General features: G+C 75.2%; 23 protein-coding genes. 11 read left to right on the forward strand and 12 right to left on the reverse strand.

Translation table 11 applies throughout. The features are described 5' to 3' along the window. The first annotated feature begins 66 nt into the window (after positions 1–66). The 4 genes from ABT238_RS06935 to ABT238_RS06950 all read left to right on the forward strand — a co-directional run bounded on the left by ABT238_RS06935 (position 67) and on the right by ABT238_RS06950 (position 3985). Positions 67–855, forward strand: a complete 789-nt coding sequence (locus ABT238_RS06935) for an ATP-binding cassette domain-containing protein (RefSeq protein WP_350559352.1) — start codon at positions 67–69, stop codon at positions 853–855. Then, entirely contained in the window at positions 852–2117 is a 1266-nt protein-coding gene (locus ABT238_RS06940; RefSeq protein ID WP_350559355.1) for a sugar ABC transporter permease, read from the forward strand. The genes ABT238_RS06935 and ABT238_RS06940 overlap by 4 nt, the downstream gene beginning before the upstream one ends. A 225-nt stretch (positions 2118–2342) precedes the next feature. After that, a complete protein-coding gene (locus tag ABT238_RS06945; protein ID WP_350755880.1) occupies positions 2343–3467 on the forward strand; it encodes a hypothetical protein in 1125 nt (374 codons plus the stop codon). A 383-nt stretch (positions 3468–3850) separates the two neighbouring features. Then, on the forward strand, positions 3851–3985 hold the full coding sequence (locus ABT238_RS06950; protein WP_350559361.1) for a hypothetical protein: 135 nt from the start codon (positions 3851–3853) through the stop codon (positions 3983–3985). Positions 3986–4013: 28 nt separating this feature from the next. Here the strand turns inward: ABT238_RS06950 and murQ are convergent, their stop codons facing one another. Continuing rightward, positions 4014–4934, reverse strand: coding sequence for an N-acetylmuramic acid 6-phosphate etherase (gene murQ, locus ABT238_RS06955; RefSeq protein WP_350755882.1), 921 nt, complete (start codon positions 4932–4934; stop codon positions 4014–4016). Positions 4935–5007: 73 nt separating this feature from the next. Here murQ and ABT238_RS06960 point away from each other — a divergent pair, with 73 nt between their 5' ends. Next, positions 5008–5646: an endonuclease gene (locus ABT238_RS06960; protein WP_350755884.1), complete on the forward strand. Its 639-nt coding sequence runs from the start codon at positions 5008–5010 to the stop codon at positions 5644–5646. 20 nt (positions 5647–5666) lie between these two features. Here the strand turns inward: ABT238_RS06960 and ABT238_RS06965 are convergent, their stop codons facing one another. Then, positions 5667–6128 carry a pyridoxamine 5'-phosphate oxidase family protein gene (locus ABT238_RS06965; protein ID WP_350559370.1) on the reverse strand — a complete coding sequence of 154 codons (462 nt, stop codon included), beginning with the start codon at positions 6126–6128 and terminating at the stop codon, positions 5667–5669. Positions 6129–6245: 117 nt separating this feature from the next. Between ABT238_RS06965 and ABT238_RS06970 the strand changes: the two genes are divergently transcribed. Next, positions 6246–6584: a hypothetical protein gene (locus ABT238_RS06970; protein ID WP_350755886.1), complete on the forward strand. Its 339-nt coding sequence runs from the start codon at positions 6246–6248 to the stop codon at positions 6582–6584. A 60-nt stretch (positions 6585–6644) separates the two neighbouring features. On the opposite strand, the gene ABT238_RS06975 is transcribed toward ABT238_RS06970, so the two are convergent. The 4 genes from ABT238_RS06975 to ABT238_RS06990 form a co-directional block, all read right to left on the reverse strand. Beyond that, positions 6645–7328 (reverse strand): DUF6445 family protein, encoded by a 684-nt coding sequence (locus tag ABT238_RS06975; protein WP_350755888.1) that lies wholly within the window; start codon positions 7326–7328, stop codon positions 6645–6647. A 98-nt stretch (positions 7329–7426) separates the two neighbouring features. Continuing rightward, a complete protein-coding gene (locus ABT238_RS06980) occupies positions 7427–8983 on the reverse strand; it encodes an extracellular catalytic domain type 1 short-chain-length polyhydroxyalkanoate depolymerase (protein ID WP_350755890.1) in 1557 nt (518 codons plus the stop codon). A gap of 253 nt (positions 8984–9236) precedes the next feature. Next, positions 9237–10244, reverse strand: coding sequence for a YdcF family protein (locus ABT238_RS06985; RefSeq protein WP_350755892.1), 1008 nt, complete (start codon positions 10242–10244; stop codon positions 9237–9239). Further along, a complete protein-coding gene (locus tag ABT238_RS06990) occupies positions 10241–11542 on the reverse strand; it encodes an MFS transporter (RefSeq protein ID WP_350755894.1) in 1302 nt (433 codons plus the stop codon). Before ABT238_RS06990 ends, ABT238_RS06985 begins: the two co-directional genes overlap by 4 nt. A gap of 88 nt (positions 11543–11630) precedes the next feature. On the opposite strand from ABT238_RS06990, the gene ABT238_RS06995 reads away from it, so the two are divergent. Beyond that, complete coding sequence (locus ABT238_RS06995; RefSeq protein WP_350559388.1) at positions 11631–12203, forward strand: MarR family winged helix-turn-helix transcriptional regulator; 573 nt, start codon at positions 11631–11633, stop codon at positions 12201–12203. A gap of 3 nt (positions 12204–12206) precedes the next feature. On the opposite strand, the gene ABT238_RS07000 is transcribed toward ABT238_RS06995, so the two are convergent. The 3 genes from ABT238_RS07000 to ABT238_RS07010 all read right to left on the reverse strand — a co-directional run bounded on the left by ABT238_RS07000 (position 12207) and on the right by ABT238_RS07010 (position 15639). Continuing rightward, positions 12207–13754, reverse strand: coding sequence for an esterase/lipase family protein (locus ABT238_RS07000; protein WP_350559391.1), 1548 nt, complete (start codon positions 13752–13754; stop codon positions 12207–12209). A gap of 146 nt (positions 13755–13900) precedes the next feature. Then, on the reverse strand, positions 13901–14860 hold the full coding sequence (gene pip / locus ABT238_RS07005) for a prolyl aminopeptidase (protein ID WP_350559394.1): 960 nt from the start codon (positions 14858–14860) through the stop codon (positions 13901–13903). A 95-nt stretch (positions 14861–14955) separates the two neighbouring features. Continuing rightward, positions 14956–15639, reverse strand: a complete 684-nt coding sequence (locus ABT238_RS07010; protein WP_350559397.1) for a TetR/AcrR family transcriptional regulator — start codon at positions 15637–15639, stop codon at positions 14956–14958. 144 nt (positions 15640–15783) lie between these two features. Here ABT238_RS07010 and ABT238_RS07015 point away from each other — a divergent pair, with 144 nt between their 5' ends. Beyond that, positions 15784–17361 (forward strand): MFS transporter, encoded by a 1578-nt coding sequence (locus ABT238_RS07015; protein WP_350755896.1) that lies wholly within the window; start codon positions 15784–15786, stop codon positions 17359–17361. Between the two features lie 27 nt (positions 17362–17388). Here the strand turns inward: ABT238_RS07015 and ABT238_RS07020 are convergent, their stop codons facing one another. After that, a complete protein-coding gene (locus tag ABT238_RS07020) occupies positions 17389–18201 on the reverse strand; it encodes a lysophospholipid acyltransferase family protein (RefSeq protein ID WP_350755898.1) in 813 nt (270 codons plus the stop codon). Beyond that, positions 18198–19064 (reverse strand): GNAT family N-acetyltransferase, encoded by an 867-nt coding sequence (locus ABT238_RS07025; protein ID WP_350755900.1) that lies wholly within the window; start codon positions 19062–19064, stop codon positions 18198–18200. Before ABT238_RS07025 ends, ABT238_RS07020 begins: the two co-directional genes overlap by 4 nt. 233 nt (positions 19065–19297) lie before the next feature. On the opposite strand from ABT238_RS07025, the gene ABT238_RS07030 reads away from it, so the two are divergent. Further along, the gene (locus ABT238_RS07030) at positions 19298–19753 is read left to right on the forward strand and encodes a hypothetical protein (RefSeq protein WP_350755902.1); all 456 of its coding nucleotides are present in this window, start codon (positions 19298–19300) and stop codon (positions 19751–19753) included. A 36-nt stretch (positions 19754–19789) separates the two neighbouring features. Here ABT238_RS07030 and ABT238_RS07035 read toward each other — a convergent pair whose 3' ends face one another. Further along, complete coding sequence (locus tag ABT238_RS07035) at positions 19790–21169, reverse strand: serine hydrolase domain-containing protein (protein WP_350559412.1); 1380 nt, start codon at positions 21167–21169, stop codon at positions 19790–19792. Between the two features lie 246 nt (positions 21170–21415). Between ABT238_RS07035 and ABT238_RS07040 the strand changes: the two genes are divergently transcribed. Both ABT238_RS07040 and ABT238_RS07045 read left to right on the forward strand, forming a co-directional pair. Continuing rightward, the gene (locus ABT238_RS07040) at positions 21416–23089 is read left to right on the forward strand and encodes a carbohydrate binding domain-containing protein (RefSeq protein ID WP_502884108.1); all 1674 of its coding nucleotides are present in this window, start codon (positions 21416–21418) and stop codon (positions 23087–23089) included. A gap of 154 nt (positions 23090–23243) precedes the next feature. Continuing rightward, on the forward strand, positions 23244–24557 hold the full coding sequence (locus tag ABT238_RS07045) for a YhgE/Pip domain-containing protein (RefSeq protein WP_350559415.1): 1314 nt from the start codon (positions 23244–23246) through the stop codon (positions 24555–24557). The last annotated feature ends 27 nt before the right edge of the window (positions 24558–24584 follow it).

The following is a 24584-nucleotide window of genomic DNA, read 5'->3' on the forward strand; positions in this document are numbered from 1 at the left end:
CCCCGCCCCGGCCGGGTTCGCCCGCGAGCGCCCCCTCCCTCCCCGCCCCGCACACCCCCGCAGGAGATGGTTCACGTGACAGGCGCACCCGTACTCGCGCTGCGCGCGGTCTCCAAGCGCTTCGGCGCCGTCCAGGCCCTCACCGCCGTCGACCTCGACGTCCACGCCGGCGAGGTCCTCGCCCTGGTCGGCGACAACGGCGCCGGCAAGTCCACCCTGGTCAAGACGATCGCCGGCGTCCACCCCGTCGACGAGGGCGCGATCACCTGGGAGGGCCGCCCGGTGCGGATCGGCCGCCCCCAGGACGCCCAGGCGCTCGGCATCGCCACCGTCTACCAGGACCTCGCGCTCTGCGACAACCTCGACGTCGTCGCCAACCTCTTCCTCGGCCGGGAGCTGCGCCGCCGCGCAACCCTGGACGAGGTCGCCATGGAGCGGCGCGCCAAGGAACTCCTGGACACCCTGTCGATCCGCATCCCCAGTGTGCGGATCCCGGTCGCCGCGCTGTCCGGGGGACAGCGCCAGGTCGTCGCCATCGCCCGCGCTCTGGTCGGCGACCCGCGGATCGTCGTCCTCGACGAGCCGACCGCCGCACTCGGCGTCGAGCAGACCGCACAGGTCCTGGACCTCGTCGAGCGGCTGCGCGAGCGAGGCCTCGGTGTCATCCTCATCAGCCACAACCTGGCGGACGTCCGCGCCGTCGCCGACACCGTCGCCGTCCTGCGGCTCGGCCGCAACAACGGGGTGTTCCCGGTCGCCGGCACCTCGTCCGAGGAGATCATCTCCGCCATCACCGGCGCCACCGACAACGCCGTCACCCGGCGTCAGGCACGCATCGCGGAGGAAGCCCAGTGAGCACCGGTCAGACCACTCCCGCCGCGGACGCCGCGGCCCCGGCCGCCGACCCGCGGCTGCTGGTCCGCCGCGGCGGCGCGGCCGGTTACGCCGAGGACCTCCGGCGCCGGATCCGCAGCGGCGACCTCGGCTCGCTGCCCGTCGTCCTCGGCCTGATCCTGATCGCCGTCATCTTCCAGAGCGTCACCGGCCACTTCCTCCAGGCCGACAATCTGACCAACATCACCAAGTGGATCGCCGGCTACGGCCTCATCTCGGTCGGCGTCGTCTTCGTCCTGCTGCTCGGCGAGATCGACCTCTCGCTCGGCTCGGTGGCCGGCGCCTGCGCCGCCATCACCTCCGTGCTCGCCGTGCGGCAGGGCGTCGACGAGTGGCTCGCCCTCCTGCTGGGCCTGCTCGCCGCCGCCGCGATGGGCGCCCTGCACGGCTTCTTCTTCGCCCGGATCGGCGTGCCCGCGTTCGTCGTGACCCTGGCCGGCATGCTCGCCTGGAGCGGGCTGCAGGACTACGTGCTCGGCAGGCTCGGCACCGTCAACAACCTGAACGAGGGCGTCGTCGCCCACCTGGACAACCACTTCCTGGGCGACGGCGACATCGCCTTCGCCTGGCTGCTCGCCGTCCTCTCCGTCGGCGGCTTCCTCGCCGCCCAGCTGATCACCGCCCGCCGGCGCACCGCCGCCGGGCTGCCGGCCCGCCCGCCCGGCGAGATCGCGCTGCGCACCGGGGCGCTGGCCGTGGTCGCTCTTGCCGGCGCCTGGACGCTCAACCAGGACAGCGGGCTGCCGCTGCCGCTGGTGGTGCTGCTCGGCGTCGTCGTGGTCACCGACTTCGTGCTCCGCCGCACCTCCTGGGGCCGACAGGTCTTCGCGGTCGGCGGCGGCGTCGAGGCCGCCCGCCGGGCCGGCATCAACGTGGCCCGGGTACGGATCTCGGTGTTCGTCGTCTCCGCCGCGCTGGCGGGCCTCGGCGGCCTGTTCATCGCCTCGCAGCAGGGGTCGGCGGACAAGCTGCTCGGTGGCGGCAACGTGCTGATGAGCGCGATCGCCGCCGCCGTCATCGGCGGGACCAGCCTGTTCGGCGGCCGGGGCAGCACCTGGTCGGCGCTGCTCGGCATGCTGGTGATCCAGTCGATCACCACCGGGCTGGACATGGTGCACGCCGCCCAGGCCATCCAATACATGATCACCGGTGCGGTGCTGCTGGCCGCCGTGGTGCTGGACTCGGTCTCCCGGCGCACCCAGAAGTCGGCCGGCCGGGGTTGACCCTGGCCTCGCGCCGCCCCCGAACCGCCCGGTCCCCACCCCCACGGGGACCGGGCTCCCGCCCGTCCGGGGCCGCCGTGCCCGGTCGGCCGCCGCGTGGGCCGACCGCCCGCCGGAAGCATGACCTCCGAGGTAGTCGACGCCCCCGAACCGGTCCGGCAGGGTGATCACCACGGGCCGGGGACACCCTCCGACCTGGTGCTGAAGCCTTGGAAGGGGATCGACATGACGAAGCTCCGGCAGTTCGCCCGCCGACCGGAACGCGGTGTCCGCACCACGCTGTTCGCCGCGGCGACGGCCGCCGCGGTGGCCTTCGGCGCGGTCACCACCGCGACCGGTGCCACGACGGAGGCCGGTGCCGGTGCCGACGGCGGGCGCGGCGACGGCGCGGGCGTGATCGCCGAGTGCGCCGACGTCCAGGACCGGCTGGAGCGGCTGGAGGGCCGGCTCACCCCCAACGCCTGCGCCTTCCTCGGGCGCCAGCTCGCCTTCGGCGAGACCCCGACCGGCACCCCGCCGGTGCCCGGCGACCTCACCCACCCCCGGGTCCGCGCCTACCAGGCCATCTTCGACGACGAGGCCACCCTCTGGGAGGCCGGCGGCGCCCCGCAGCGCGGGCTGACCACCATCGGCACCTCGATCACCCGCACCCTCGGCCTCGTCCCGGACTTCCGCTACCGCGGCACCGAAGTGGTCGCCGACGGCGCGGTGGTGATGTTCGGCCAGTGGAACGAGGCCACCGTCAAGGGCCACCCGATCGCCTTCCCGCAGATCGCCCGGAACGTGCTCTCCGACGACGGCAGGACCATGCAGGCCCGCCGCTACTACGACCGCCACGAGCTGTTCGAGCCGGTGGCCCCCGAGCTGCGGCCGCTCTTCGCCGGCATCGCCGACCCGGCCACGGCCGCCGTGCCCGCGGGCCGGCCCGCCCCGGAGCCGTTCCGGGCCGGGGAGATCACCGCCCGGCTGGCCGCCTGGAACGGCGAGGACGCCGCCGCGCTGGTCGGCCGGACGGGCGGCGCCCGTCTGAGCGGACCCGGCCTGGCCGAGCCGCTGGCCACCGCGGAGGGCAAGGCAGGCTACCTGCGGCGCCTGTTCGCACAGGCCGACGTCCGCTTCGAGGTCGGCCAGGTGGCGTTCGGCCGGACCATGACCTACGTGGAGTGGCACGGCACGGCCGTCCCCGAGTGGAGCAAGGACCCGGTGACCGGGAAGGGCACGGAGGTGTCCTTCGGCATCGTCGAGCGTTTCGGTCCCCGGGGCGAGTGGGAGCTGTTCTTCGACACCCTGCCGCTGATCGCCGACGCGGACCGGATCGGCGGTCTCTACCAGCGCCTCGCCCAGCCCTGACCGGCCCGCCGACCCGTCATTCCGCCCGCCCGTCATTCAGATGGTCCGTCATCCCGTCGCGCCCCGCCGTCGTCACCGGACCGGGCCCGCCGCGGCCCGCGCCGACCGCACCTGCGCGACGTGCGGGTCGGTGCGGTCGTCGTAGCGCCAGAGCGCCGGCAGCGCGGCGGCCAGCACCCCGCCGCTCACCAGGCAGGCCAGCCCGCCGGTGCGCAGCGCGGCCCGCAGCCCGTAGCGGGCGGCCAGGCCACCGGCCCGCCGGTCGCCGAGCGCGGGCCCGGCGGCGCCGATCAGCAGCTCCAGGCCGGCCGCGCGGGCAGGGCGGCGCGCCCTTCCCGGACGAGGCGCTGCGCGACCTCCCGCTGCTGCGCGAGGCGGCCGACGTGCTGCGGATGACCGACCACGACGCGGACTTCGAGTACGGCCTGCGGGTGCTGATCGAGGGCTTCCGGGCCGAGATCGCCCGCGAGGCCGGGAACACGGGGCAGGCCGCATCCCGGGCCGATCCACTACCGTGACGGGACGGCCGGCCGCCCGAAACGGTCCCTAGCGCCGCCCCGCGAGCTCCAGCGCCTCGCGCAGCCGGCCGCCCGATGCGGTGAGCAGCCGGGCGGCGGCCGGGGCGTCCACCCCGGCGAGGACGACCAGCACGGCGTCCTTCACCGCGCCGCCGGTGGCCGCCAGCGCCCGGAGCGCCGTCTCCTCCTCCGCGCCGGTGATCTCGGTGACGATCCGCAGTGCCCGGTCGCGCAGCTTGGCGTTGCCCGCGCGCACGTCGACCATCAGGTTCCCGTACGTCTTGCCGAGCCGGACCATGACCGCCGTGGAGAGCAGGTTCAGCACCAGCTTCTGCGCCGTCCCCGCCTTGAGCCGGGTCGAGCCGGCCACCACCTCCGGCCCGGTCACCACCTCGATGCCCAGCTCGGCGGCCGCGACCAGCGGTGACCCCGTGGTCCCCGCCAGCCCCACGCCCAGCGCCCCGGCGGCGCGGGCGCGGCGCACGGCCGCCACCGTGTACGGGGTGCGGCCGGACGCGGAGACGCCCACCACGGTGTCCTCACCGCCCAGCCCCAGCGCCGCCAGATCGGCTTCCGCCAGCTCCGGGCGGTCCTCCGCGCCCTCCACGGCGCGCACCAGCGCCTGCGGGCCGCCCGCGATCACCCCCATCACCTGGCCCGGGGCGGTGCCGAAGGTCGGCGGGCACTCGCTCGCGTCCAGCACCCCGAGCCGCCCCGCCGTCCCGGCGCCCGCGTAGACCAGCCGTCCGCCCCGGGCCATCCGCTCCGCCACCGCGTCCACCACGACGGCGATCCGCGGCAACTGCTCCGCCACCGCCCCGGCGACCGTGCGGTCCTCGGTGTTCAGCAGCCGCAGCAGCTCCAGTGTCCCCAGCCGGTCGAGCCCGGCCCACTCCGGCCGTACCGCCTCGGTGGCCGGCCGGTCGGCGTTCTCCGTCCCGCCCGTCATACCGCACCTCTCCCCGCGCATGACCGCCGCCAACCCGGGCAGGTGCCGGACGGGCGAGGAAAGGAGGCCCGCCATGGGCCACGAGGAGACGGTCGGCGCCCTGCTGAAGCGCTTCGGCCGCACCTACGCCGACGAGGCGGGCATCCGGCTCCGTGACACGCCGGCCCCGCTCTACCGGCTGCTCGTCCTCACCACGCTCAGCTCGGTGCGGATCAGCGCCGACCTCGCCGTCGCGGCCGCGCGGGAGCTCTCCGCGGCCGGGCTGCGCACCCCGAAGGCCATGGTCGCCGCCCGCTGGCAGGACAGGGTCGACGCCCTCGGCCGCGCCCACTACGTCCGCTACGACGAGAGCACCGCGACCGCCCTCGGGCGAGGCGCCGACCTGCTCCTCGACCGCTGGCACGGCGACCTCCGCCGGCTCCGCGACGAGGCCGGCGGCGACCCGGCCCGCATCGCCGAGCTGCTGCGCGAGTTCCCCCGGATCGGCCCGGTGGGCGCGGGCATCTTCTGCCGCGAGGCGCAGGGCGTCTGGCCCGTGCTGCGCCCCTCCTTCGACGACCGCGCCCTGCGCGCCGCCGCCGACCTCGGCCTGCCCCGCACCCCCGCCGCCCTCGCCGCCCTGACCCCGCCCGACGATCTCGCCCGCCTCGCCGCAGCCCTCACCCGCCTGAGCCTGAGCCACGCCCGCCCCCGCGACCTCCTGCCGGCCTGAGGCGGAGACGCCGCGGCCCGCTACTCCAGCCACGCCCCGTCGCGCATGACGACCCTCCCGCGCAGCTCCGGCACGCCGCGCCAGGCGCGCACGGTCCTCGGGACGACGCGCATGTACAGGAAGGACCCTTCCTCCCCGCGCGGGTCCCACCCGAACTTGCCGGTGAACGCCTCCGCCGCCGCGTCGGGCACCTCCTGGTCGAGGAAGCACTCCGCCTCGCCCTGCACGAGCACCACGTCGACGGTGTCCGGCAGAGCCAGGCGCACCCGCGGCTCCCGGCGCACGTTCCGCGCCGTCACGGACGTGGCGTCGGTGCACATCCACACCGCCTGCCCGTCCCACAGGAACCAGAGCGGCACCTGGTGCGGCCCGCGATCGGGGTGTGCCGTCGACAGCCAGATGTCCCGCTCGGCGACGAGCCGCTCCAGAACGCCGCGCACGCGCTCCGCCGTCGGCCGAGGACCGATTCCTGTGGTCTCCATGAGGAGCGACCCTAGCCAGGCAGGCCGGAAGCGCGCCTGCGGCGCAGGACCTACTCCCGGCGACCGATCCCCCCTAGGCTCCCGGCCGGGGGCTGGGCTACCGCCGAGGAGGCGCTCATGGGGATCGAGCTGGAACTGCATTCCGTCCGACCGGCGCCTAGCGACTGGGCCGGGTCCAGGGCCTCGCTCCTGCGGGGCTCGTACGAGCACGGCGAGGCGCTGGCGCAGGTGCCGGCCGGACTCGACGTGAACGGTTCCGGCAGTCTCCAGAGGGTGGATCCCTACGGTGACACGCAGTTCGGCGAGCAGGAGGCGCGGGCCGCGCTCGGCGAGATCGAGGGGCTGCTGCGGCTGTGCGCCGACGCCGCGGAGACCGCCGCCGTGACCGACCTCGCGGCGCTGCCGACGGCCTGTGCGGCGACACCCGGGAGCTGTCTGTGGTTCATCGGGGACTGAGGAACCCGGTCGTCGCGGGGCCCGCGTCGGCGGCGGGTAGGGGGATGCCCCGGTGTGGGGTCAGGCCATCCAGAAGAAGACCGCCGTCATCCGCCGCTCCTCCAGGGCGAGGCCGTGGTAGGAGGTGGCGCTGTGGATGAGGTTGGCGTGGTAGACGAGCAGGCGGTTGTAGCGGTTGGGGACGCGGACGTCCTCGGTGAAGGCGTCGGCGGGGACGCGGCGGGTGCCGAGGGCCTCGACCAGGTTGCCGTGCGGGGCGGTGACCAGGTTGCCGCCGAGGCGGCCGCCGGGGAACCGCTGGCGGTAGAAGCCGGTGCCGGCGTCCTTGGGGGCGCCGGGGCTCAGGTAGAGGACGGCCGCGTAGCGGCACAGGGCGCGGGAGTCGGTGTGCGGGCGCGGCTGCGACTCGCCGGCGCCGACGAGCTGGACGCAGTTGTGGTTCAGGGTGCCGCCGCCCGGGGCGTACTGCGTCCAGAGCCGCGGTGCCCCCGTGGCCTTGCGGACCAGGGCCTCGATGCGGGCCAGTTCCGCGGGTTCGAGGCCGGGCATGGTCCGCAGGCCGGGCCAGGTCTCCGGGCGGTAGGGGTAGCCCTCGGTCCAGTCGTTCCGGTCGAGGCAGCGGCGCCGGACGGCGTCCGGGTCGGGCAGGACGTCGTCGAACACCCAGTAGTCACGGCCGGGGGTGGGCTTGCGGTAGGGCAGGACGGGCAGGGGAGCGGTCCGTCCGGCGGGCAGTGGAGGCATGCGCCGACCATAGGTTTTTCCGCCCCCAAACTTCTGCCGTGAGCAGGTCAACCTTTCGTCAAGGCAGGCAGGGGTGGGGACGTCGGCAGGGAGGGAGGTCAGCACTGCCCGTCGGCGAGGACGTAGTACCCGGGGCCGGTCTGCCGCAGGGTGTGCACGGTGAAGGTGTTCCACAGGCCCATCGCCTGACCGGACCCGAGGGCCGAGACCAGACCGCCGCTCTGCGTCGCCCGGCCCGCCGCCACCTGGTGGTAGTTGTCGGTCGTGAAGCACGGCGAGGTGTCGCCGGGCGTGGTGGCGGTGACGGTGGCCGAGCGGGCGCCGGCGGTGCCGTCGGCGGCGACCGCCGCCACCGCGTAGCCGTGGGAGGTTCCGGCGCCGAGCCCGCCGTCGGTGTACGCGGTGCCCGTCGGGCTCGCGACGAGGGCGCCGTCCCGGAACACCCGGTACGAGGCTGCGCCGCTGACGGGCTGCCAGCCGAGCGTGACGGCGTCGGCGCCGTTGGGGGTGGCGGTCAGGCCGGTCGGGGCGGGCAGTCCGGGGACGGTCGGCCCGCCGGCGTCCAGGCCCCAGAACAGCGCGGTGTGGTAGCCGGAGCAGATCGTGTCGAGGAAGTAGGGGCCGGTCGCGCCGCACCGGTCGGTGCCCGACCCGGGGGCGACCGCCAGGCCGTGCCCCATGCCCGCGATCGAGTACACGGCGACGGCGGTCCGCCCGGCGGCGTCGGCGTAGCGGGTCTCGGTGGTGCCGCCGGGCAGGCTCCGGGTGGCGGCCGGGGTGCGGCCGATGCCCCACACCTCCGTCCACTGGTCGCGCAGTTCGGTGGCGTTCACCGGCCGGACGGTGGTGTCCGCCGTGCCGTGCCAGACCGCCACCCGGGGCCAGGGGCCGGTGTACCCGGGGTGGGCACGGCGGACCTTCTCCGCCCACTGGGCGGGGGTGAGGCCCTGGTCGCTGTTCTGGCAGGACGAGGCCGCGGCCTGGGTGGTCGCGCAGTGCGCGGGCAGGCCGGAGTCGACGGACCCGCCCGCGAAGACGTCCGGGTAGTCGGCCAGCAGGTCCGCCGCCAGGCCGCCCCCGGCGGAGAGGCCGGTGACGAACACCCGCTGCCGGTCCGAGCCGAACAGCGAGCCGGCCCTGGTGACCATCTGCACCACGGAGGCCGCCTCGCCGACGCCCCGGGAGGCCTGGGCGGCGTCGAACCAGCGGAAGCAGGAGAGCGGGTTGTTGGCCGGACCGGTCTGCGGGAACACCACGGCGAAGCCGTAACGGTCGGCGAGTTCGGGCCAGCCGGAGTGCCGGTGGTAGTCGTCGGCGCTCTGGAGGCAGCCGTGCAGGGCGACCACCAGCGGGGCGCCGGAGGCGAGACCGGCCGGGGCGTAGGTGTACATCGCCAGGTTGCCCGGGTTGCTGCCGAAGCCGGTGACCTGCTGGAAGGTGCCGGACGCGGAGGACGGCGCGGGGGCGGACGCCGCACGGGCGGGGGCCGCCGGAAGCAGCAGCGCGGCGGCGGCGAGCAGGGCGCTCGCGAGCCGGCGCACCGACCGGGCGGCACAGCGGGTCACAGGGGCGGCAGGGGCGGCAGGGGCGGCGGGGACGCCGGGGACGCCGGGGACGCCGGGGGCGGCAGGGCGCGCGGTGGGGGACACGGCCATCGGGGACTCCAGGTGGGGGAGGAGCGCGGGACGTCGTCGGGGCAGCGTCGCGCAGCCGACGGTCCGTCGCCATGTGGCGGGCGTCCGTTCCCGGCTGCCCGGCCATGGCCGACGCCGCCATGGCGCGCCGCGGTCGCCGGACGCCGGGTGCGCCCGCGCCGCGACGGCTGGCGCATACGCGCAGGCCCCGGTGGTCACGGCCGCGCGTCCGCGCGGGTGACCACCGGGGCCGTGGGCCGTACCGGCCTCCCGGTCAGCCGCCGGCCACCGCGGCGAACAGTCCGCAGGCGGCGAGGAAGCCGCAGATCCCGAGGTTGACCAGCTTGTGGGCGAGGAAGACGGCCGCGAATTCGCGGATCGTCGCGCTCGGCCAGTAGTAGCGGGCGGTGGGCGAGCCGAAGACCTGGCCGGTGACGCCGGTCTTCCGGGCCATCAGGGCGGCCCGGAAGGCGTGGAAGTTGTTGGTGACGATGACGCAGTGGTAGTCGGGCTTGGCCTGCTCCATGATCACCTTGCTGAACTGCAGGTTCTCCTCGGTGGTCCGCGAGCGGTCCTCGCGCACCAGGTGCTCGGCCGGGAAGCCGCGTTCGACCAGGTAGTCCGCCATCGCGTGGGACTCCGGGAGCTTCTCGTCCGGGCCCTGGCCGCCCGAGGTGATCAGCACCGGCGGGTTGCCGCGCGCGGCCTGCTTCTCGTAGACCTCGCGGCCGCGTTCCAGGCGGCTGGCGAGCAGCGGCGGCACCCGCTCGCCGCCGATCAGCCCGGAGCCCAGCACCACCACGAAGTCGACGTCGCCGCGCGGCCGGTGGCGCTGGTAGAGGAAGGCGTAGCCGACGAAGCAGACGAAGAGGAAGGAGACGTAGCCGACCACCAGCATCGCCGTCGCGGCGAGGATGCCGATGCGCTCGGAGCCGGTCACCACCGCCGCGGCGAACAGGGCGATCACCGCGAGGATGCCGAGACCGGCGAGCAGGGACAGCAGGTTCGCCAGCCGCATCCCCTCCTTGCGGATCATCGTCAGCCCGTTGGAGAGCAGGAACCAGACCAGGGCGACGGTGCCGACGGTCGGGAGCAGCGCGATCAGCGCCACCGCCAGCTCGGCCACCAGGGTCGGCGCCCGGCGCAGCTCGGCGAGCAGGGCGAGGGAGAGGAGCGAGACCGCGATGCCGAGCAGGACGGCATTGCTGAACCGGCGTCGGTCGCGAAGGACTCCGATCCCGCAGAGGAGGAGGAAGAAAGCCGCTGGGGCATAGGCGATCATGACCGTATCGTAGGGTTTCGCCCGACGGCCCCGGCGGGAGCCTCCCGGTCGGCGGGACGCCCCCCGGTGACCTCCGCGCTTGCCGTCGAGCCGGCCTCCGCCACCCGCCCGATCCGGCGGACGCCCGGCGCGGCCGCCGTGCCGGCGCAGGCGAGTGCGACCAGCACGGCGGTGACCAGCAGCGGCCCGGTGCTGCCCCAGGCGTCGGCGGCCAGCGGTGCCAGCGTGTACCCGAGCGGGGCGGCGGCCAGCGACAGCAGCCAGTCGTAGGACGTCACCCGGGCCAGCACCTGCGCCGGGAACTCCTGCTGCACCACCGTCTGCCACACCGGGTTGAGGAAGCCGAGCCCCGTCATCGCCAGCGCGTACGCGGCCACCGTGACCGGTGCCGGCGCCGCCACGGCGAGGGCGGCCAGCGGCAGGGCGTACAGCGCCAGGCCCAGGTTGGCCACCAGCACCGGCCGCCGCGGCCGGTAGCGTCCGGCGAGCAGCGAGCCGGCCAGCACGCCGCACGCGGCGGCCTGGGTCATGGCGATCCACACGCCGTCCCCGCCGAGCTGCCGGGTGGCGACCAGCGGGCCGAGGGTGAGCAGCACGGCGGCGGCGCCGTTCCAGACGCCGTGGCCGATCAGGCTCGTCCAGTACCAGTCGCGCGAGCGCACCTCGCTCCACCCGTGCAGCAGGTCGGTGCGCAGCGAGCGGCGCTCGCCGGGCGTGTGCTGGACCCGCAGCCGCGTCAGCAGTGCCGCGCTGACCAGGAAGGAGGCGCCGTCCAGCAGGAACGCCCAGCCGGGGCCGACCGTCCAGACCAGCAGCCCGGCGAGGGCCGGGCCGCCCAGCCGGGCGACGTTCGCGGCCGAGGCGAGCAGCGCGTTGGCCCGCATCCGCTGCGGCCCCGCCACGGTGGCGGCGACCAGCGGTGTCGCCGTCGGCATGGCGAACGCGGAGGCGATGCCGCCGACCGCCGAGGCGGCCGCTATCGGTGCCAGCCTGGGCTCGTCGGTGAGGAGTTCGAGGCCGACGGCCAGCTGGGCGGCGGCCCGGACGAGGTCGGTGACGAGCGCGACCAGCCGGGGGTCGACCCGGTCGCCGACGACGCCGCCCAGCGGGAGCAGCAGCAGCCGGGGGACCATCGCGCAGCCCAGGACGAGGGCGAGCGCGCCGGAGGAGCCGGTCGCCCGGGTGACGGCGATGGCGAGGGCGGCGGGGACGACGGCGTCGCCCAGGGTGGAGATCGAACGGCCGAGGAAGAGCAGGCGGAAGCCGCGCAGGCGCAGCGGGTGCTGGGTCGGTGTCACGGGCAGGACTGTATTTCGGTACCGAAATTTCGGCAACGAAATATCGGCGCCCGAATCCGCGGCTCACCGGGGCCCTAGACTCGGGGGCATGACACGCGCGACCCACCGGCCGGCCGCCGGCCGGCCCCGGGACTGGACCGACGGCCACGTCGAACGCTGGCAGCCGGTGCTGCCGCACCTCGACCCGGACGTCGAGGGCGCGGTCACCCGGATGAGCAAGCTCACCCGCCACCTCGGCCGGGTCCGCGAGCAGGGCGTGGCCGACTACGGCCTGCAGAAGCACGAGTTCGACACCCTGCACGGGCTGGCCGGCCGCGGCGGCCGGGCCACCCCCTCCGACCTGCGCGCCGACCTCAACCTGGCGCCGGCCTCGGTGACCGGCCGTCTGGAGGCGCTGGAACGGCGCGGGTTCGTCGTCCGCACCCCCTCCAGCGACGACCGCCGCCGGGTCGACGTCGAACTCACCGAGGCGGGCCGGCGGGCCTGGCGCCAGGCGCTGGACGTCGTCGGCCGCGAGGAGCAGCGCCTGCTCGGCGTCCTCACCCCGGTCGAGCGGCGCCAGCTCTCCGACCTGCTGCGCCGCGTCCTGCTGGCCGCCGAGCAGCCGGTGCCCGGGAGCGGGGCCGGTGGCGGCCACCCGGAGACCGGGTGGCACGCCTGAGGCTCAGCACCAGGGGTCGACCCTGAGCCGGATCCGGGCGTCGGGCCCGAGGATCGGGCGCGTGGTGGCCGGCAGCGGGATGGAGGACGCCCAGGAGCGCTCCGTCGGATCCTCGTCCCGCAGGGGCTCGCCCTCCGGGCTGAGGCCCCGGATCGCACCGGGCACCTCGGAGTTCCAGTTCGCCCAGGCGACCGGGGCCGACCCCGGCCCCGTCGGCCGCACGTCGATGATCAGGGTGTCCGTGAAGTCGGCGGTCTGCACGTGGTCGCGGAAGCGGAACAGCCCGTGCTGCTCGCGCAGCGAGAGCAGGTTGACGTCGAGGACGAACCGCAGCGGGTCGTCCTGCGCCGGGCGGGGGAGCCGCGTCGAGAGGAAGGTGGTCGCGAGCGGGACGGCGTCGTCCCCGGCCAGCGCGGCCCGGGTGCGCCGGCTCTCCGGGGTCGGGTCGGAGAGCTGGATCGGGCACCAGTGCTCGGCGACCCGTTCGTTCATCAGCACGGGCAGCCCGCGGACCGAGAGCCGGGCCTCCGCCTGCCAGACCACGCCGTCCTCCTCGGGCAGTGACACGCCGACGAGGTCGAGGCGGGCCCGCAGGTCGCCGAACAGGAAGCGGCGCAGGTTCTGGTACCCCTCCTCGGAGTTGACCAGCCCGTAGCGGCCGCTGTGGCTCCGGTAGGCGAAGGCCCGGTTCGCGCCGGTGACCTGGGCGTTCTCGATCTGCACCAGCCCGTCGCTGCGCGGGCCGACCGCTCCGGCCGAGATGCCGTGGGCGACGTCGTAGTCCTCGGCGTCGGTGCCGACCATGCAGAACACCCGGTCGAGGGGGAAGCCGCCGTCCGCCACCGGGGTGGCGCCGGCGCCGTCGTCGTCCGGCATGTCCACGGCCCGCCAGCCCTCCGGCGGCTCCGCGCCGGGGTTCGACGTCAGGTACTGGTACATCCGCCGGGGCCCGAAGATGTCGGCGCCGTTGAAGTTGAACAGGTCGCGCAGCGTCTCCGGGATCCCGAAGCCCACGGAGAAGGTGATGCCGCCGTGCGGCGTTCCGTACGTGAACAGCTTCGCCACGTAGTCGGAGGCGCGGACGCCGCGCTCCTCCGGGATGATCTTCTGGATCAGGCAGCGGCAGATCAGCCCGCCCATCGAGTGGGCGACCAGGTTGACCCTGGGCGCGCCGGTCCTCTCCCGGACCTGGTCGATCAGGGTCAGGAGGTCCCTGGCGGCCGTCTCCAGCTGGAACGGTTCGGCCGTGCCGCCGAAGGTGCCGGAGCAGACGTCGTAGAAGCGGTGGATCCAGATGCTCTCGGGGCGGGGCGCGTCCGGGAGCGGCTGACGCCCCTCCACGACGATGTCGTAGTCCTCGTCGAGGTGCAGGCGCAGTAAGGGGCTTTCGAACTGGTAGAAGACGGGGTTGTCCTCGCGGCCGACGCGGATGTGCGTCGAACCCTGGTTGAATCCGTAGAACGGATCCATCACGGCCTTCTCGATCCCGGGGCTGCCTCCGGCGTATCCCCGGACATAGACGATCGGGAGCCTGGCGGACGGCGTGCTCATGGCCGGCCTGCCCTCTCCGCGGCCGGTACCGGCCGGCACCGGCCGACCCGTTGACGTGGGAGCTTCTCCCCCCAGTGTCGGCGGCCGGCGCCGGCCTGTCACCCTCTGCTGCGGACCGTTGATGGCCCGTCACTGCGCGTGTGGGCCTATCGCTGCGCGAAGCGCTCCATCGCCGCCAGGACGGTCTCCCCGGTGGCGGGGGAGCCGGTGTGCCCGGCGCTCTGGATCACCGTCAGCTCGGCGTCCGGCCAGGCCTTGGCGAGCAGCCAGGCGGTGTCCAGCGGGCTGCCGAGGTCGAGCGCGCCGTGGATCAGCACACCGGGGATGCCGGCCAGCCGGTGCGCGTCGCGCAGCAGCCGGCCGGGCTCCAGGAAGGCCCGGCGGGAGAAGTAGTGCGCGGTGATCCGCACGAAGGCGGTCATCGCCTCGGCGGGCCGGGCGGTGTAGGCGTTCGGCGAGCCCTGCACCTCGTGGGCGATCACCGCGTCCTCCCAGGTCGCCCAGGCGAGGGTGGCGGCGTGGCGCACCTTCTCCTCCGGGTGGTTCAGCAGCCGGTCGTACGCGGCGAGCAGGTCGCCGTCGCGGTCCTCGGGCGGCAGCGCGTCGCGGAAGGCCTCCCAGGGGCCGGGCAGCAGCCGGCCGACCCCCCGGTAGAGCCAGTCGATCTCCTCCGGCCTGGTCGTCGTGACGGCGTTGAGCACGATCTCCGACACCCGCTCGGGGTGCTCCTGGGCGTAGGCGAGGATCAGCGTGGAGCCCCAGGAGCCGCCGAACATCAGCCACCGGTCTATGCCCAGGTGCTCGCGCAGCCGCTCCAGGTCGGCGACGAGGTGCGGGGTGGTGTTGTGCTCCAGGCTGGTCGCCGGGTCGGCGGCGTGCGGCTCGCTGCGGCCGCAGTTGCGCTGGGAGAAGAGCACGAGCCGGTAGCGCTCGGGGTCGAAGTACCTCCGGTTGCGGGGGCTGAGCCCGGAGCCCGGTCCGCCGTGCACCACGACGGCGGGCTTGCCGTCCGGGTTGCCGGACACCTCCCAGTGGATCCGCTGGCCGTCGCCGACGTCCAGCAGGCCTTCCGCGTAGGGCTCTCCGACGGGGTGGAACGCGGTCATGCGGGTGCCTCCTCGGTGCGCGGTTCATGCGGGCGCCCGTGAGACTAGCGGCCTGACGGACGGTGGTCGAACGATTTCGGCCGGTGCCCGGGCGGTCAGCGGCGTTCGGGCGGGAGCAGGGCCGCCAGCCCGTCGAGGATGCGTTCGAGGCCGAAGGCGAACCGGGTGTCGAGGTCCGGGCCGGTCAGGTCGTCGGCCATCGCGACCAGGTTGGGGAACTCGGCGGCGGGCAGCGCCCGGAACCGCTCGGCGGCGGCGTCGGCGAGCTCGCGCCGGCCGGTGCCGGTGGTCTCGGCCGCCGCCATCGGGGACTGCTCCTGGAGCACGAAGCCCTGGACGTAGGCGCCGAGCAGGTAGGAGACCATCGCCGCGTCGGCGGCGGAGAAGCCGGCCTCGCGCAGCCGGTCCAGCTGGTCCTCCATCAGGTGCAGCAGGTTCGGGCCGGGCGCGAGGCGGCCCGCCACCACCTTGGCCGCGTCCCGGCGGCCGAGCAGGTGGGCGCGGTAGCGCTCGCAGTAGCCGCGCAGCTGGACGCGCCAGTCGCCGGTCCGCGGCGGGGCCTCGACATCGGCCATCAGGGCGTCGTTGAGGAGGTCCAGCAGCTCCTCCTTGTCGCGCACGTGCCAGTACAGCGAGGCGGCCCTGACCCCGACCTCGGCGGCCACCTTGCGCATCGACAGGCCGGCCAGGCCGTCGCGCTCCAGCACCCGCAGCGCGGCCCGCGCGAGCGCCTCGCGGGTGAGCGCGGGCTGGACGGCGTCGTCCTCGTCGGCCGGCATGGGGGTCCTCGCTGTTCCTCGCGGTGCGTCGGGCGGGCTGCGGATCTCGCTTGCAATCTAACACCGTTAGGTGCACGCTGTCCTCCGTCGGAACGGCACCTAACACTGTTAGGGGCTCGGAGGATCGAACCGGGAGGACCACCGATGGGGGAGACCGAGGGGACCGCGGCGCCGGGCGCCCGGCGCCGGCGGCTCGCGCTCGCGACGCTCTGTGTCACCATGTTCATGTCCATGCTGGACAACGTCATCGTCGGCAACGCCCTGCCCCGTATCGGCCGGGACCTCGACGCGGGCATCACCGGCCTCCAGTGGGTGGCCGAGGGCTACAGCCTGGTCTTCGCCGCCCTGCTGCTCACCGGCGGCGCGCTCGGCGACCGATACGGCCGCACCGCCGTCTTCCGGCTCGGGCTCGCGCTGTTCACGGCCGGCTCGGCCGCCGCCGCGCTCGCCGGGACCGTCGGCACGCTGGTCGCCGCGCGGATGCTCCAGGGCGTCGGCGCCGCGCTGCTGACCCCCGGCAGCCTCGCCATCCTGCGGCACGTGTTCACCGACGAGCGCGAGCGGACCAGGGCGATCGGGACGTGGTCCGGCGTCTCCGCGCTGGGCCTGTCGGTCGGCCCGGTGGTCGGCGGGCCCATGGTCGAGGCCTTCGGCTGGGCGAGCGTGTTCTGGATCAACGTGCCGATCGGCCTCGCCGCGCTCGTCCTCTCCGGCCGGGTGCTGCCCGCGATCCCGGCCCGCCCCCGCCGCGTCGACCTCGGCGGCCTCGTGCTCTCCGCGGCCGGCCTCGGCGCGGCCGTGCACACCCTGGTCGAGGGCCCCGGGCGCGGCTGGACGGACACCCGGGTGCTCGTCACGGCGGTGCTCGCGGTCCTGCTGCTGGCCGCCTTCCTCCTGCTCGAACTGCGGATCGCCGAGCCGATGCTGGACCTCGGGCTGTTCCGCGACGGTGTGCTCGGCGGCGCGCTGCTCGGCGGCTTCATGGTGAGCTTCGGGATGTTCGGCGCGCTGTTCTTCCTGCCGCTGCTGATGCAGGGCGTGCTGGACTGGTCGCCGACCGCCGCCGGTCTCGCCGGCCTGCCGATGACGGCGATGATCGTCGTGGTCGGCCCCCTCTCGGCCCGGCTGGCCGGCCGTCACGGGCCCCGGCCGCCCCTGGTGCTGGGCATCACCCTGTGCGCGCTCGGCCTCGCGGGCCTGTCCCTGTACGGCGAGCACGCCCGCTACCCGGAGTACCTGTGGACGCTGTTCGTGCTCGGCCTGGGCATGGGGATGACCTTCACCCCGGTCTCGGTCGCCGTCCTCCAGCGGGTCGCCCCCGAGCGGATGGGCACCGCCTCGGCCACCGTCAACACCCTGCGCGAACTCGGCGGCGTCCTCGGCATCGCCGTCCTCGGCGCCGTCCTGACCCACCGCCTGACGAGCACCCTGAGCGCCTCCCTGACCCGCCTCGGCCTGCCGTCCGACGCCCTCGGCCGCGCCGCCGACCCGCTGGCCGGCGCCACCGGCACCGCGGCGGACCCGCTCCCCGACCCGCTGCGGCAGGCCGTCGAGCACGCCTTCACCGACGGCATCCACCTCGCCCTGCGCTGCGGCTCGGCGGCCCTGGCGGTGGCCGCCGTCCTGGTCGCCCTCCTCCTGCGCCGCCCGGGCCGGGGCACTCCGACGGCCCCGGCCCCGGACCCCGCGGGGCAGTCACTCCCCGCCGGGGCCGGGGCGTAGGCCGGTGGCTGTTGGTCCGGCGGCCCCTCAGCGGATGCCCTCCACCACCGCCTGCGCCGTGCGGGCCAGGGCCCTGCGGGCCTCCCAGGGATGGGCCGGGTCGGCCGGCGGGGGCGGGATCGCCGGGCGGAAGGCCAGCTCGGCGACCAGGCCCCGGACGGCGACGACCCGGGCCAGCGAGGTGAGCAGGCCGTCCTCGCCGACGAAGGCGGGGGCGCTGGTGGGCCGGCCGTCGTCCAGCCGGTAGCGGATCGCGACCGGCTGGACGGGGGCTCCGGAGCGGACGGCGGCCTCGAAGAAGGCCGGCCGGAACCGGCCGCTCTCCCGTCCGCACCAGGTGGAGCCCTCGGGGAAGACGATCATCGGTCGGCCGGCCCGCAGCCCCGAGGCCACCTCGGCGACGGTCCTCGGCAGGGTGCGCAGCCGGTCGCGGTCGACGAAGACGGTGCCGCCCCAGGCGACCAGCCGGCCGAGCACCGGCCAGCGGCGGACCTCGGTCTTGGCCAGCGAGCGGCCCGGGCGGGCGGCGGCGATCAGCGGGATGTCCAGCCAGGAGACGTGGTTGGCCACCAGCAGCACCCCGCCCCCGGAGTCCGGACCCGGCCCGATCCGGACCGTGACGCCCAGCGAGCCGAGCAGGCCGCGCGCCCAGAACCGGGCGAGCCGGTCGCGCGCCCCTCGCGGCAGTGCCCGCGCCGGCAGGGTGAGCGCGATCCCCGCCGCGAGCACGGCCAGGCAGGCGGCCAGCCGCAGCACCCGGCGGGGGAGGGCGACGGTGGGCGCCGGATCGGTCAGGCAGGCCTCCGGTGTGCAGGAGGCCGTCGGCAGCCAGACGCTCATGAGGCCTGTTCCTCGGCCGGTGCCGCCGCCGTGCCGACGCCGCCCACGCCGGAGAGGAAGTGCCGCAGGTAGCGCGGGTCGGTGCGCTCCAGCGACAGCAGCACGTACAGGTCGGCGCACTCGAAGTCCGGGTCGTACGCGGGCGCGCCGCAGACCCAGGCGCCGAGGCGCAGGTAGCCGCGGAGCAGGGCCGGCAGCGGCGCCTTCCCGGCGCGGGCCACGCCGGTGGCGTCCCACGGGCGGTGCGGGGTGACCCGGTACTGCTCGGGAGCGAGGTGCTTGGCGGCGACGGTGTCCCAGACCCGGGCGGCGACGGCGCCGCCGTCCTCCAGCGAGATCGAGCAGCAGCCGCCCACCCAGGTGTTGCCGGTGTCGGCGAGGTAGCGGGCGATGCCGCCCCACATCAGGTTGATGACGGCGCCGTTGCCGCGGTGCTCGGCGGCGATGCAGGAGCGGCCGAGCTCGACCAGCCCGTCGCGCAGCGGGGCGAGGCGGGCCAGGTCGAACTCGCCGTCGGAGTAGAGCCGGCCGGCCCGGCGGGCGGCCTCCGGGCGCAGCAGGCGGTAGGTGCCGACCACCGCGCCGTCCTCGCCCTCGCGGACGAGCAGGTGGTCGCAGAACTCGTCGAACGGGTCGGCGTCCAGCCCGGGGACGGTGCTGTGCAGGGTGGCGCCGAGCTCGTCGGCGAAGACCTGGTGGCGCAGCCGCTGGGCGGCGCGGACGTCGTCCTCGTCGCGGGCGAGCGCGACGGTGTAGACGGCCGAGGCGGAGCCGGACGCGCCGTCCTGGCGTGCCGCGGGCACCGCGGTGGCGGCCCGGCCGGGGGTGACCGCGGACGGAGTGTACGAGGGGACGGTGGTCATGGCGGACCCTCCAGGGCAGCACGGACGACGGCGGCCACGGGGTTTCCGTGGCACCGGCCCCGCCAGGCCCGTACGATCGACGGGGCTGTGAACCGGCACCCGTATGTCTCTCCAAGCCGGCTGGCGTCCACGTTGCCGTTCGGCGGAGCGCAGATGTGCACCTGCTGAATGCGGCCACCCGACGTGTGCGGGACACCTGTTGGGCACCGGGGCGCCGCCCTATCCTCCGCTGCATGGGGTGGATTCCGGGGGCGGGACTCTGGCGGACCTTCGCCAGGGACATGGCAGGGGTCATGGCGTGTCAGGCGACGGCGACGGCGGGGCTGGCCGTCGTGTACCTGCTGGCCAGAGCGGTCGGGCTGGCGCCCTCGCCGTGGTGGTGCCTGGTGGTGGCGATGGCGCTCGCCCTGCAGCTGGTCGGCGAGCGCTGCTGGGAGGACGACCGGCGCCCGAGGGCGGCGCTGGTGGCGCTGGCCGTGGCGCTGCCGGTCGCGATGGCGCCGTACCTGCTGCTCGGCGCGGCGGCCGGCTGGGCCGAGGCGCAGGCGGCGGACACCTACGCCTCGGGCGCGATGGCGGGCGGGCTGCTGCTCGCCGGGTACGTGGTGCGCGCCGTGCACGCGCTGCGCAGCGGCGCCTACCCGGCGCGGCCCGCCGCCGTCCCGGCACCGGAGCGGCGGCGGGCCTGAGTGACGGGCCCGGGCGGCGGCGGGCCCGAGGGGCGCTCAGTACGCCCGCCACCCCTGCGGGTCGACGCCGCCCGGGACGACCTCGGCCGGGCCGTAGGGCTCGCGGGTGAACACGAACGAGCCGATGTCCAGGTGGCTGACCGTGCCGTCGGCGGCCCGCACCACGCGCAGCGTCTCGCCCGCGTAGTAGTCGTCCAGGCCGGTCCAGGTGCCGTCGGCCTCGGCCCGGAACCGGGAGGCGCGGCCGCCGTGGCCGAGCATCGAGAGCTCCAGCGACCGCCCGGCCGCCAGCCGCAGGGTGTGCGGGGCGGCGCCCCAGTACCAGGGGCCGGTGAGGGCGAGGAGCTGCTGGTCGACCTCGGGCAGCGGGCGCCACGGCTCGGGGATCCGGGGCTCGTGCCGCGCGGTGATCGCGATCAGCTCGGCGGTGAGCTGTCCGGTGCGCGGGCCGTGGGTGGCGTTGGAGAAGGCGACCGCGGCCAGGCCGTCGGCCTCGCCGACCCACAGCCCGGCGGTGAAGCCGGGCATCGAGCCCGTGTGCCCGAACAGGGTGCGGCCGTCGTGCCGGATCAGCTGGAGGCCGAGGCCGTACGTCTCGGTCCACTCGTCGTCGTCCGGGGCGACGGCCGGGCGGCGCATCTCGGCCAGGGTGTCGGCGGACAGCACCTTCCCGTCGCCGCCGGCCAGGAAGGCGGCCCACCGGGCGAGGTCGGCGACGGTGGACCAGAGCTGGCCGGCCGGGGCCATCAGGCCGGTGTCGGTGAGCGGCTCGGGCAGCATCACGTCGGCCCAGGGGTGGACGGCGAAGCCGCCGGCGTGCGGCTGCTCGGGGAGCAGGGTGGTGCGGGTCATCCCGAGCGGTTCGAGGACCTCGCGGCGCAGCACCTCGCCCCAGGGCTCGCCGCGCAGCCGCTCGACCAGCGCGCCGAGCAGCGCGTAGGTGGGGTTGGAGTAGTGGTGCAGCCGCCCGGCGGGGTGGCGGCGGGGGCGCTCGTCCTCCAGGAGGTCGGCGAGGGCGGGGCGCAGCGCGCCGTCGGAGCGCTCCCACCACGGGCCCGGGGGCTCCGAGGTGAGGCCCGCGGAGTGCGAGAGCAACTGGGCGACGGTGGCACCGTCGGCGGCGGTGCCGGGCAGGTGGCGCTCGACGGGATCGCCGAGGTCGAGCAGGCCCTCGTCGCGCAGCCGCAGCACGAGCACGGCGACGAAGGTCTTGGTGATCGAGCCGATCCGGTACTGCACGTCCGTGGTGGGGGCGTGGTCGGCGACCATGCTGCGGGCGCCGCTCCACACCAGCCGCCCGTCGCGGACCACGGCGGCGACCATCGAGGGGGTGCGGCCCTCGGCCTGGGCGACGGCCAGGCGGTGCAGCAGCGCGCGGCGGGTGGCGGGGAGCAGTTCGTCGGACAGGTCGGTCATCTGGTCCTCTGGGGTGGTGCGGAGACGGTCGGTGCGCGGTGCCGGGGCACGGCGGCCACCAACCTAGTTCGTCCCCGTCAGGCCTTTCCACCCAATTTCGGCCCGTTCGTCGCCTCCGGCCCCGCGCGCCCGACACACCCTCAGCGTCCGTCCGGCGGACATCACTTGACATGACCAATTGGTCCAGTCCATTTTGGGGCCCTCCCCGCACCTCCACCCCCCCACATCCCCCACCGGAGGTCAACGGTGCACAAGCGCACCCGACTGCCCGCCGCCGGCGCCGCCGCGCTGCTCGCGGCCGCCGCGGCGTTCACCGCGCCCACCGCCGCCCACGCGGCCGACCAGCTCACCAACGGAGGCTTCGAGACCGGCACCCTGTCCGGCTGGAGCTGCTCCGGCGGCCTCGGCTCGGTCGTCAGCACCCCCGCGCACGGCGGCGGCAAGGCGCTCGCCGGCGCCGTCAGTGCGAGCGACACCGCCAAGTGCGTGCAGAGCGTCGCGGTCAAGCCCAACACCACCTACACGCTCTCCGGCTGGGTCCGCGGCAGCTACGTGTACCTCGGCGTCACCGGCGGCGGCTCCGCCTGGACCTCCGCCGCCGACTACAGCAGGCTGAGCGTCTCGTTCACCACCGGCGCCACCCAGACCACCGCCGAGGTCTACGTCAACGGCTGGTACGGCCAGGGCACCTACTACGCCGACGACATCGTGTTCGACGGCCCCGGCGGGGGCGGCACCCCGGCCGACACCCAGGCCCCCACCGTGCCCGGCAACCCGCGCGCCACCGGCAAGTCCGCGAACAGCGTCACCCTCGCCTGGGACGCCGCCACCGACAACGTCGGCGTCACCGGCTACGACGTCTACCAGGGCAGCGCCAAGGTCGCGACCGCCACCGGCACCACCGCCACCGTCCCCGGCCTGAGCGCGTCCACCGCCTACAGCTTCACCGTCAAGGCCCGCGACGCGGCCGGGAACACCTCGGCCGCCTCCGCCGCGGTGACCGTGACCACCGACGCCGGCGGCCCCGCCCCGAGCGGCTTCAAGCAGGGCGCCCCCTACCTCTACAACGGCTGGGGCAACCCGCCGGCCGCCACCACCGTCATGAACGCCACCGGCATCAAGTGGTTCACCCTGGCGTTCGTCCTGGCCCAGAACGGCTGCAACCCCACCTGGGACAGCCAGCGCCCGCTGCTGAACGGCGTCGACCAGGCCACCATCAACGCGGTGCGCGCGGCCGGCGGCGACGTCGTCCCGTCGATCGGCGGCTGGAGCGGCAACAAGCTCGGCCCCAACTGCGCCACCACCGCCGACCTCGCCGCCGCCTACCAGAAGGTGATCGACGCGTACGGCCTCAAGGCGATCGACGTCGACATCGAGAACACCGACGAGTTCGAGAACACCGCCGTCCAGGACCGCATCCTCGGCGCGCTCAAGATCGTCAAGCAGAACAACCCGGGCCTGCGCACCATCGTGACCTTCGGCACCGCCACCACCGGCCCGACCTACTACGGCAACCGGCTGATCGAGCAGGCCAAGGCGCTCGGCGCGGACATCGACGTCTTCACCATCATGCCGTTCGACTTCGGCAACGCGTCCACCGACATGTACGCCGCCACCGTCAGCGCCTCCGAGGGCCTGAAGAACAAGCTGAAGTCCGTGTTCGGCTGGGACGACGCCACCGCCTACGCGCACATGGGCATCTCCGGCATGAACGGCCTCAGCGACACCGGCGAGGTCACCTCCGTCCAGAACTGGACGGCGATCCGCGACTGGGCCAACAGCCACCACCTGGCCCGGATGGCCTTCTGGTCGGTCAACCGCGACCGGGGCTGCCCGGGCGGCGGCCAGCAGGAGACCTGCTCCGGCATCGCCCAGAACGACTGGCAGTTCACCTCCATCACGGCCGGCTTCACCGGCTGACGCACCCCGCACCACCGCGGCCCGGCCCCTCGGCGGAGGGGCCGGGCCGCACCACGGGTGCCGTACGGGCGGGTGACCCCGGCGGCGTGGCGCCGCCCCGGCCATCCGCCGCGCTCCTAGGGTCGTGCGATCACCGACCACCCTACGGAGCGTCATGCCCTCCCACCGCGAGCCGACCCTTCCCGAGCCGCGCCGGCCGGAGCCGCCCGCCGCCGTCCGGGCCGGCCGGGTGCTGCGCAACCCCCGGGTCTGGGCGGTCCCGGCGCTGCTGGTCGGCCTGCTCAGCCTGCTGATGTCGCTGCTCTACCTCGGCGGCATCCTCGACCCCCGCGGCGACCTGCACCACCTGCCGATCGCGCTGGTGAACACCGACCGCGGCGCCGACGTCGGCGGGCAGCGGCAGAACCTCGGCGAGCAGCTCGTCACCGGCATCGCCACCGCGCCCGGCCAGGGGGACGCCGTCTCCTGGCGGCTGCTCGACGAGGCGCAGGCGCAGGCACAGCTCTCCTCCGGCAAGCTCGCCGGCGCGCTCCAGGTACCGCCGGACTTCACCGCCACCGTCGCCGCCCTCGGCGGCGCGAGCGTCAAGCCCGCACGCCCCACCGTGCTCCAGTACACCAACCCGGGCGTCGGCAGCCTCGGCTCCTCGCTCGCCGCCCAGATCGGCCAGCAGGCCGTCCACCAGGCCTCGCTGACCCTCGGCGCCCGGCTCTCCGCCCTCCCGCAGTCCCAGGGCCTCGACGACGCGGCCCGGCTGCTGATCGCCGACCCGGTCGCCGTCAGCACCACCGTCGGCCATCCGATCGGCGACCGCAGCGGCCTCGGGCTCTCCGCCTTCTACTACACCCTGCTGCTCGTCCTGGCCGGCTTCTTCGGCGCCAACATCATCGGCAACGGCGTCGACGTCGCGCTCGGCTACGCCGACAACGAGATCGGCCCCTGGCGGGCCCGCCACCCGGCGGTGCCGATCGACCGCACCAGCACCCTCGCCGTCAAGTGCGTGATGTCGGTGGGCCTGTCGCTGCTCACCTCCTCGCTGATCATGCTCGCCGGAGCGGTGATCCTCGACATGGACGCCGCCCACCTGCCGCTGCTGTGGGTCTTCTCGGTCTGCGCCAGCAGCGCGGTCGGCCTCGGCGTCCAGGCGATCAACGCGGCCTTCGGCGGTCTCGGCCTGCTGGTCAGCATGTTCGTGTTCATCGTGCTCGGCCTGCCGTCCTCCGGCGCGACCGTGCCGCTGGACGCCCTGCCGTCGTTCTACCGGTTCCTCGCGCTGTTCGAGCCGATGCGCCAGCTCACCGACGGCGTGCGCGCCATCCTCTTCTTCGACGCGCGGGCCGACGCCGGCCTCGCCCGGGCCTGGCTCTGGATCGGCATCGGCACCGTCGCGGCCCTGATCTTCGGCTTCGCGATGACCCGCTACTACGACCGCAAGGGCCTGCACCGCGCCGTCCCCGAGCTCGCCTGAGCCGGGGGACGGCGCTCCGTCCGGGGG

Origin of the sequence: Kitasatospora sp. NPDC001527 (assembly GCF_040298605.1) — a bacterium.
Classification (GTDB): domain Bacteria; phylum Actinomycetota; class Actinomycetes; order Streptomycetales; family Streptomycetaceae; genus Kitasatospora.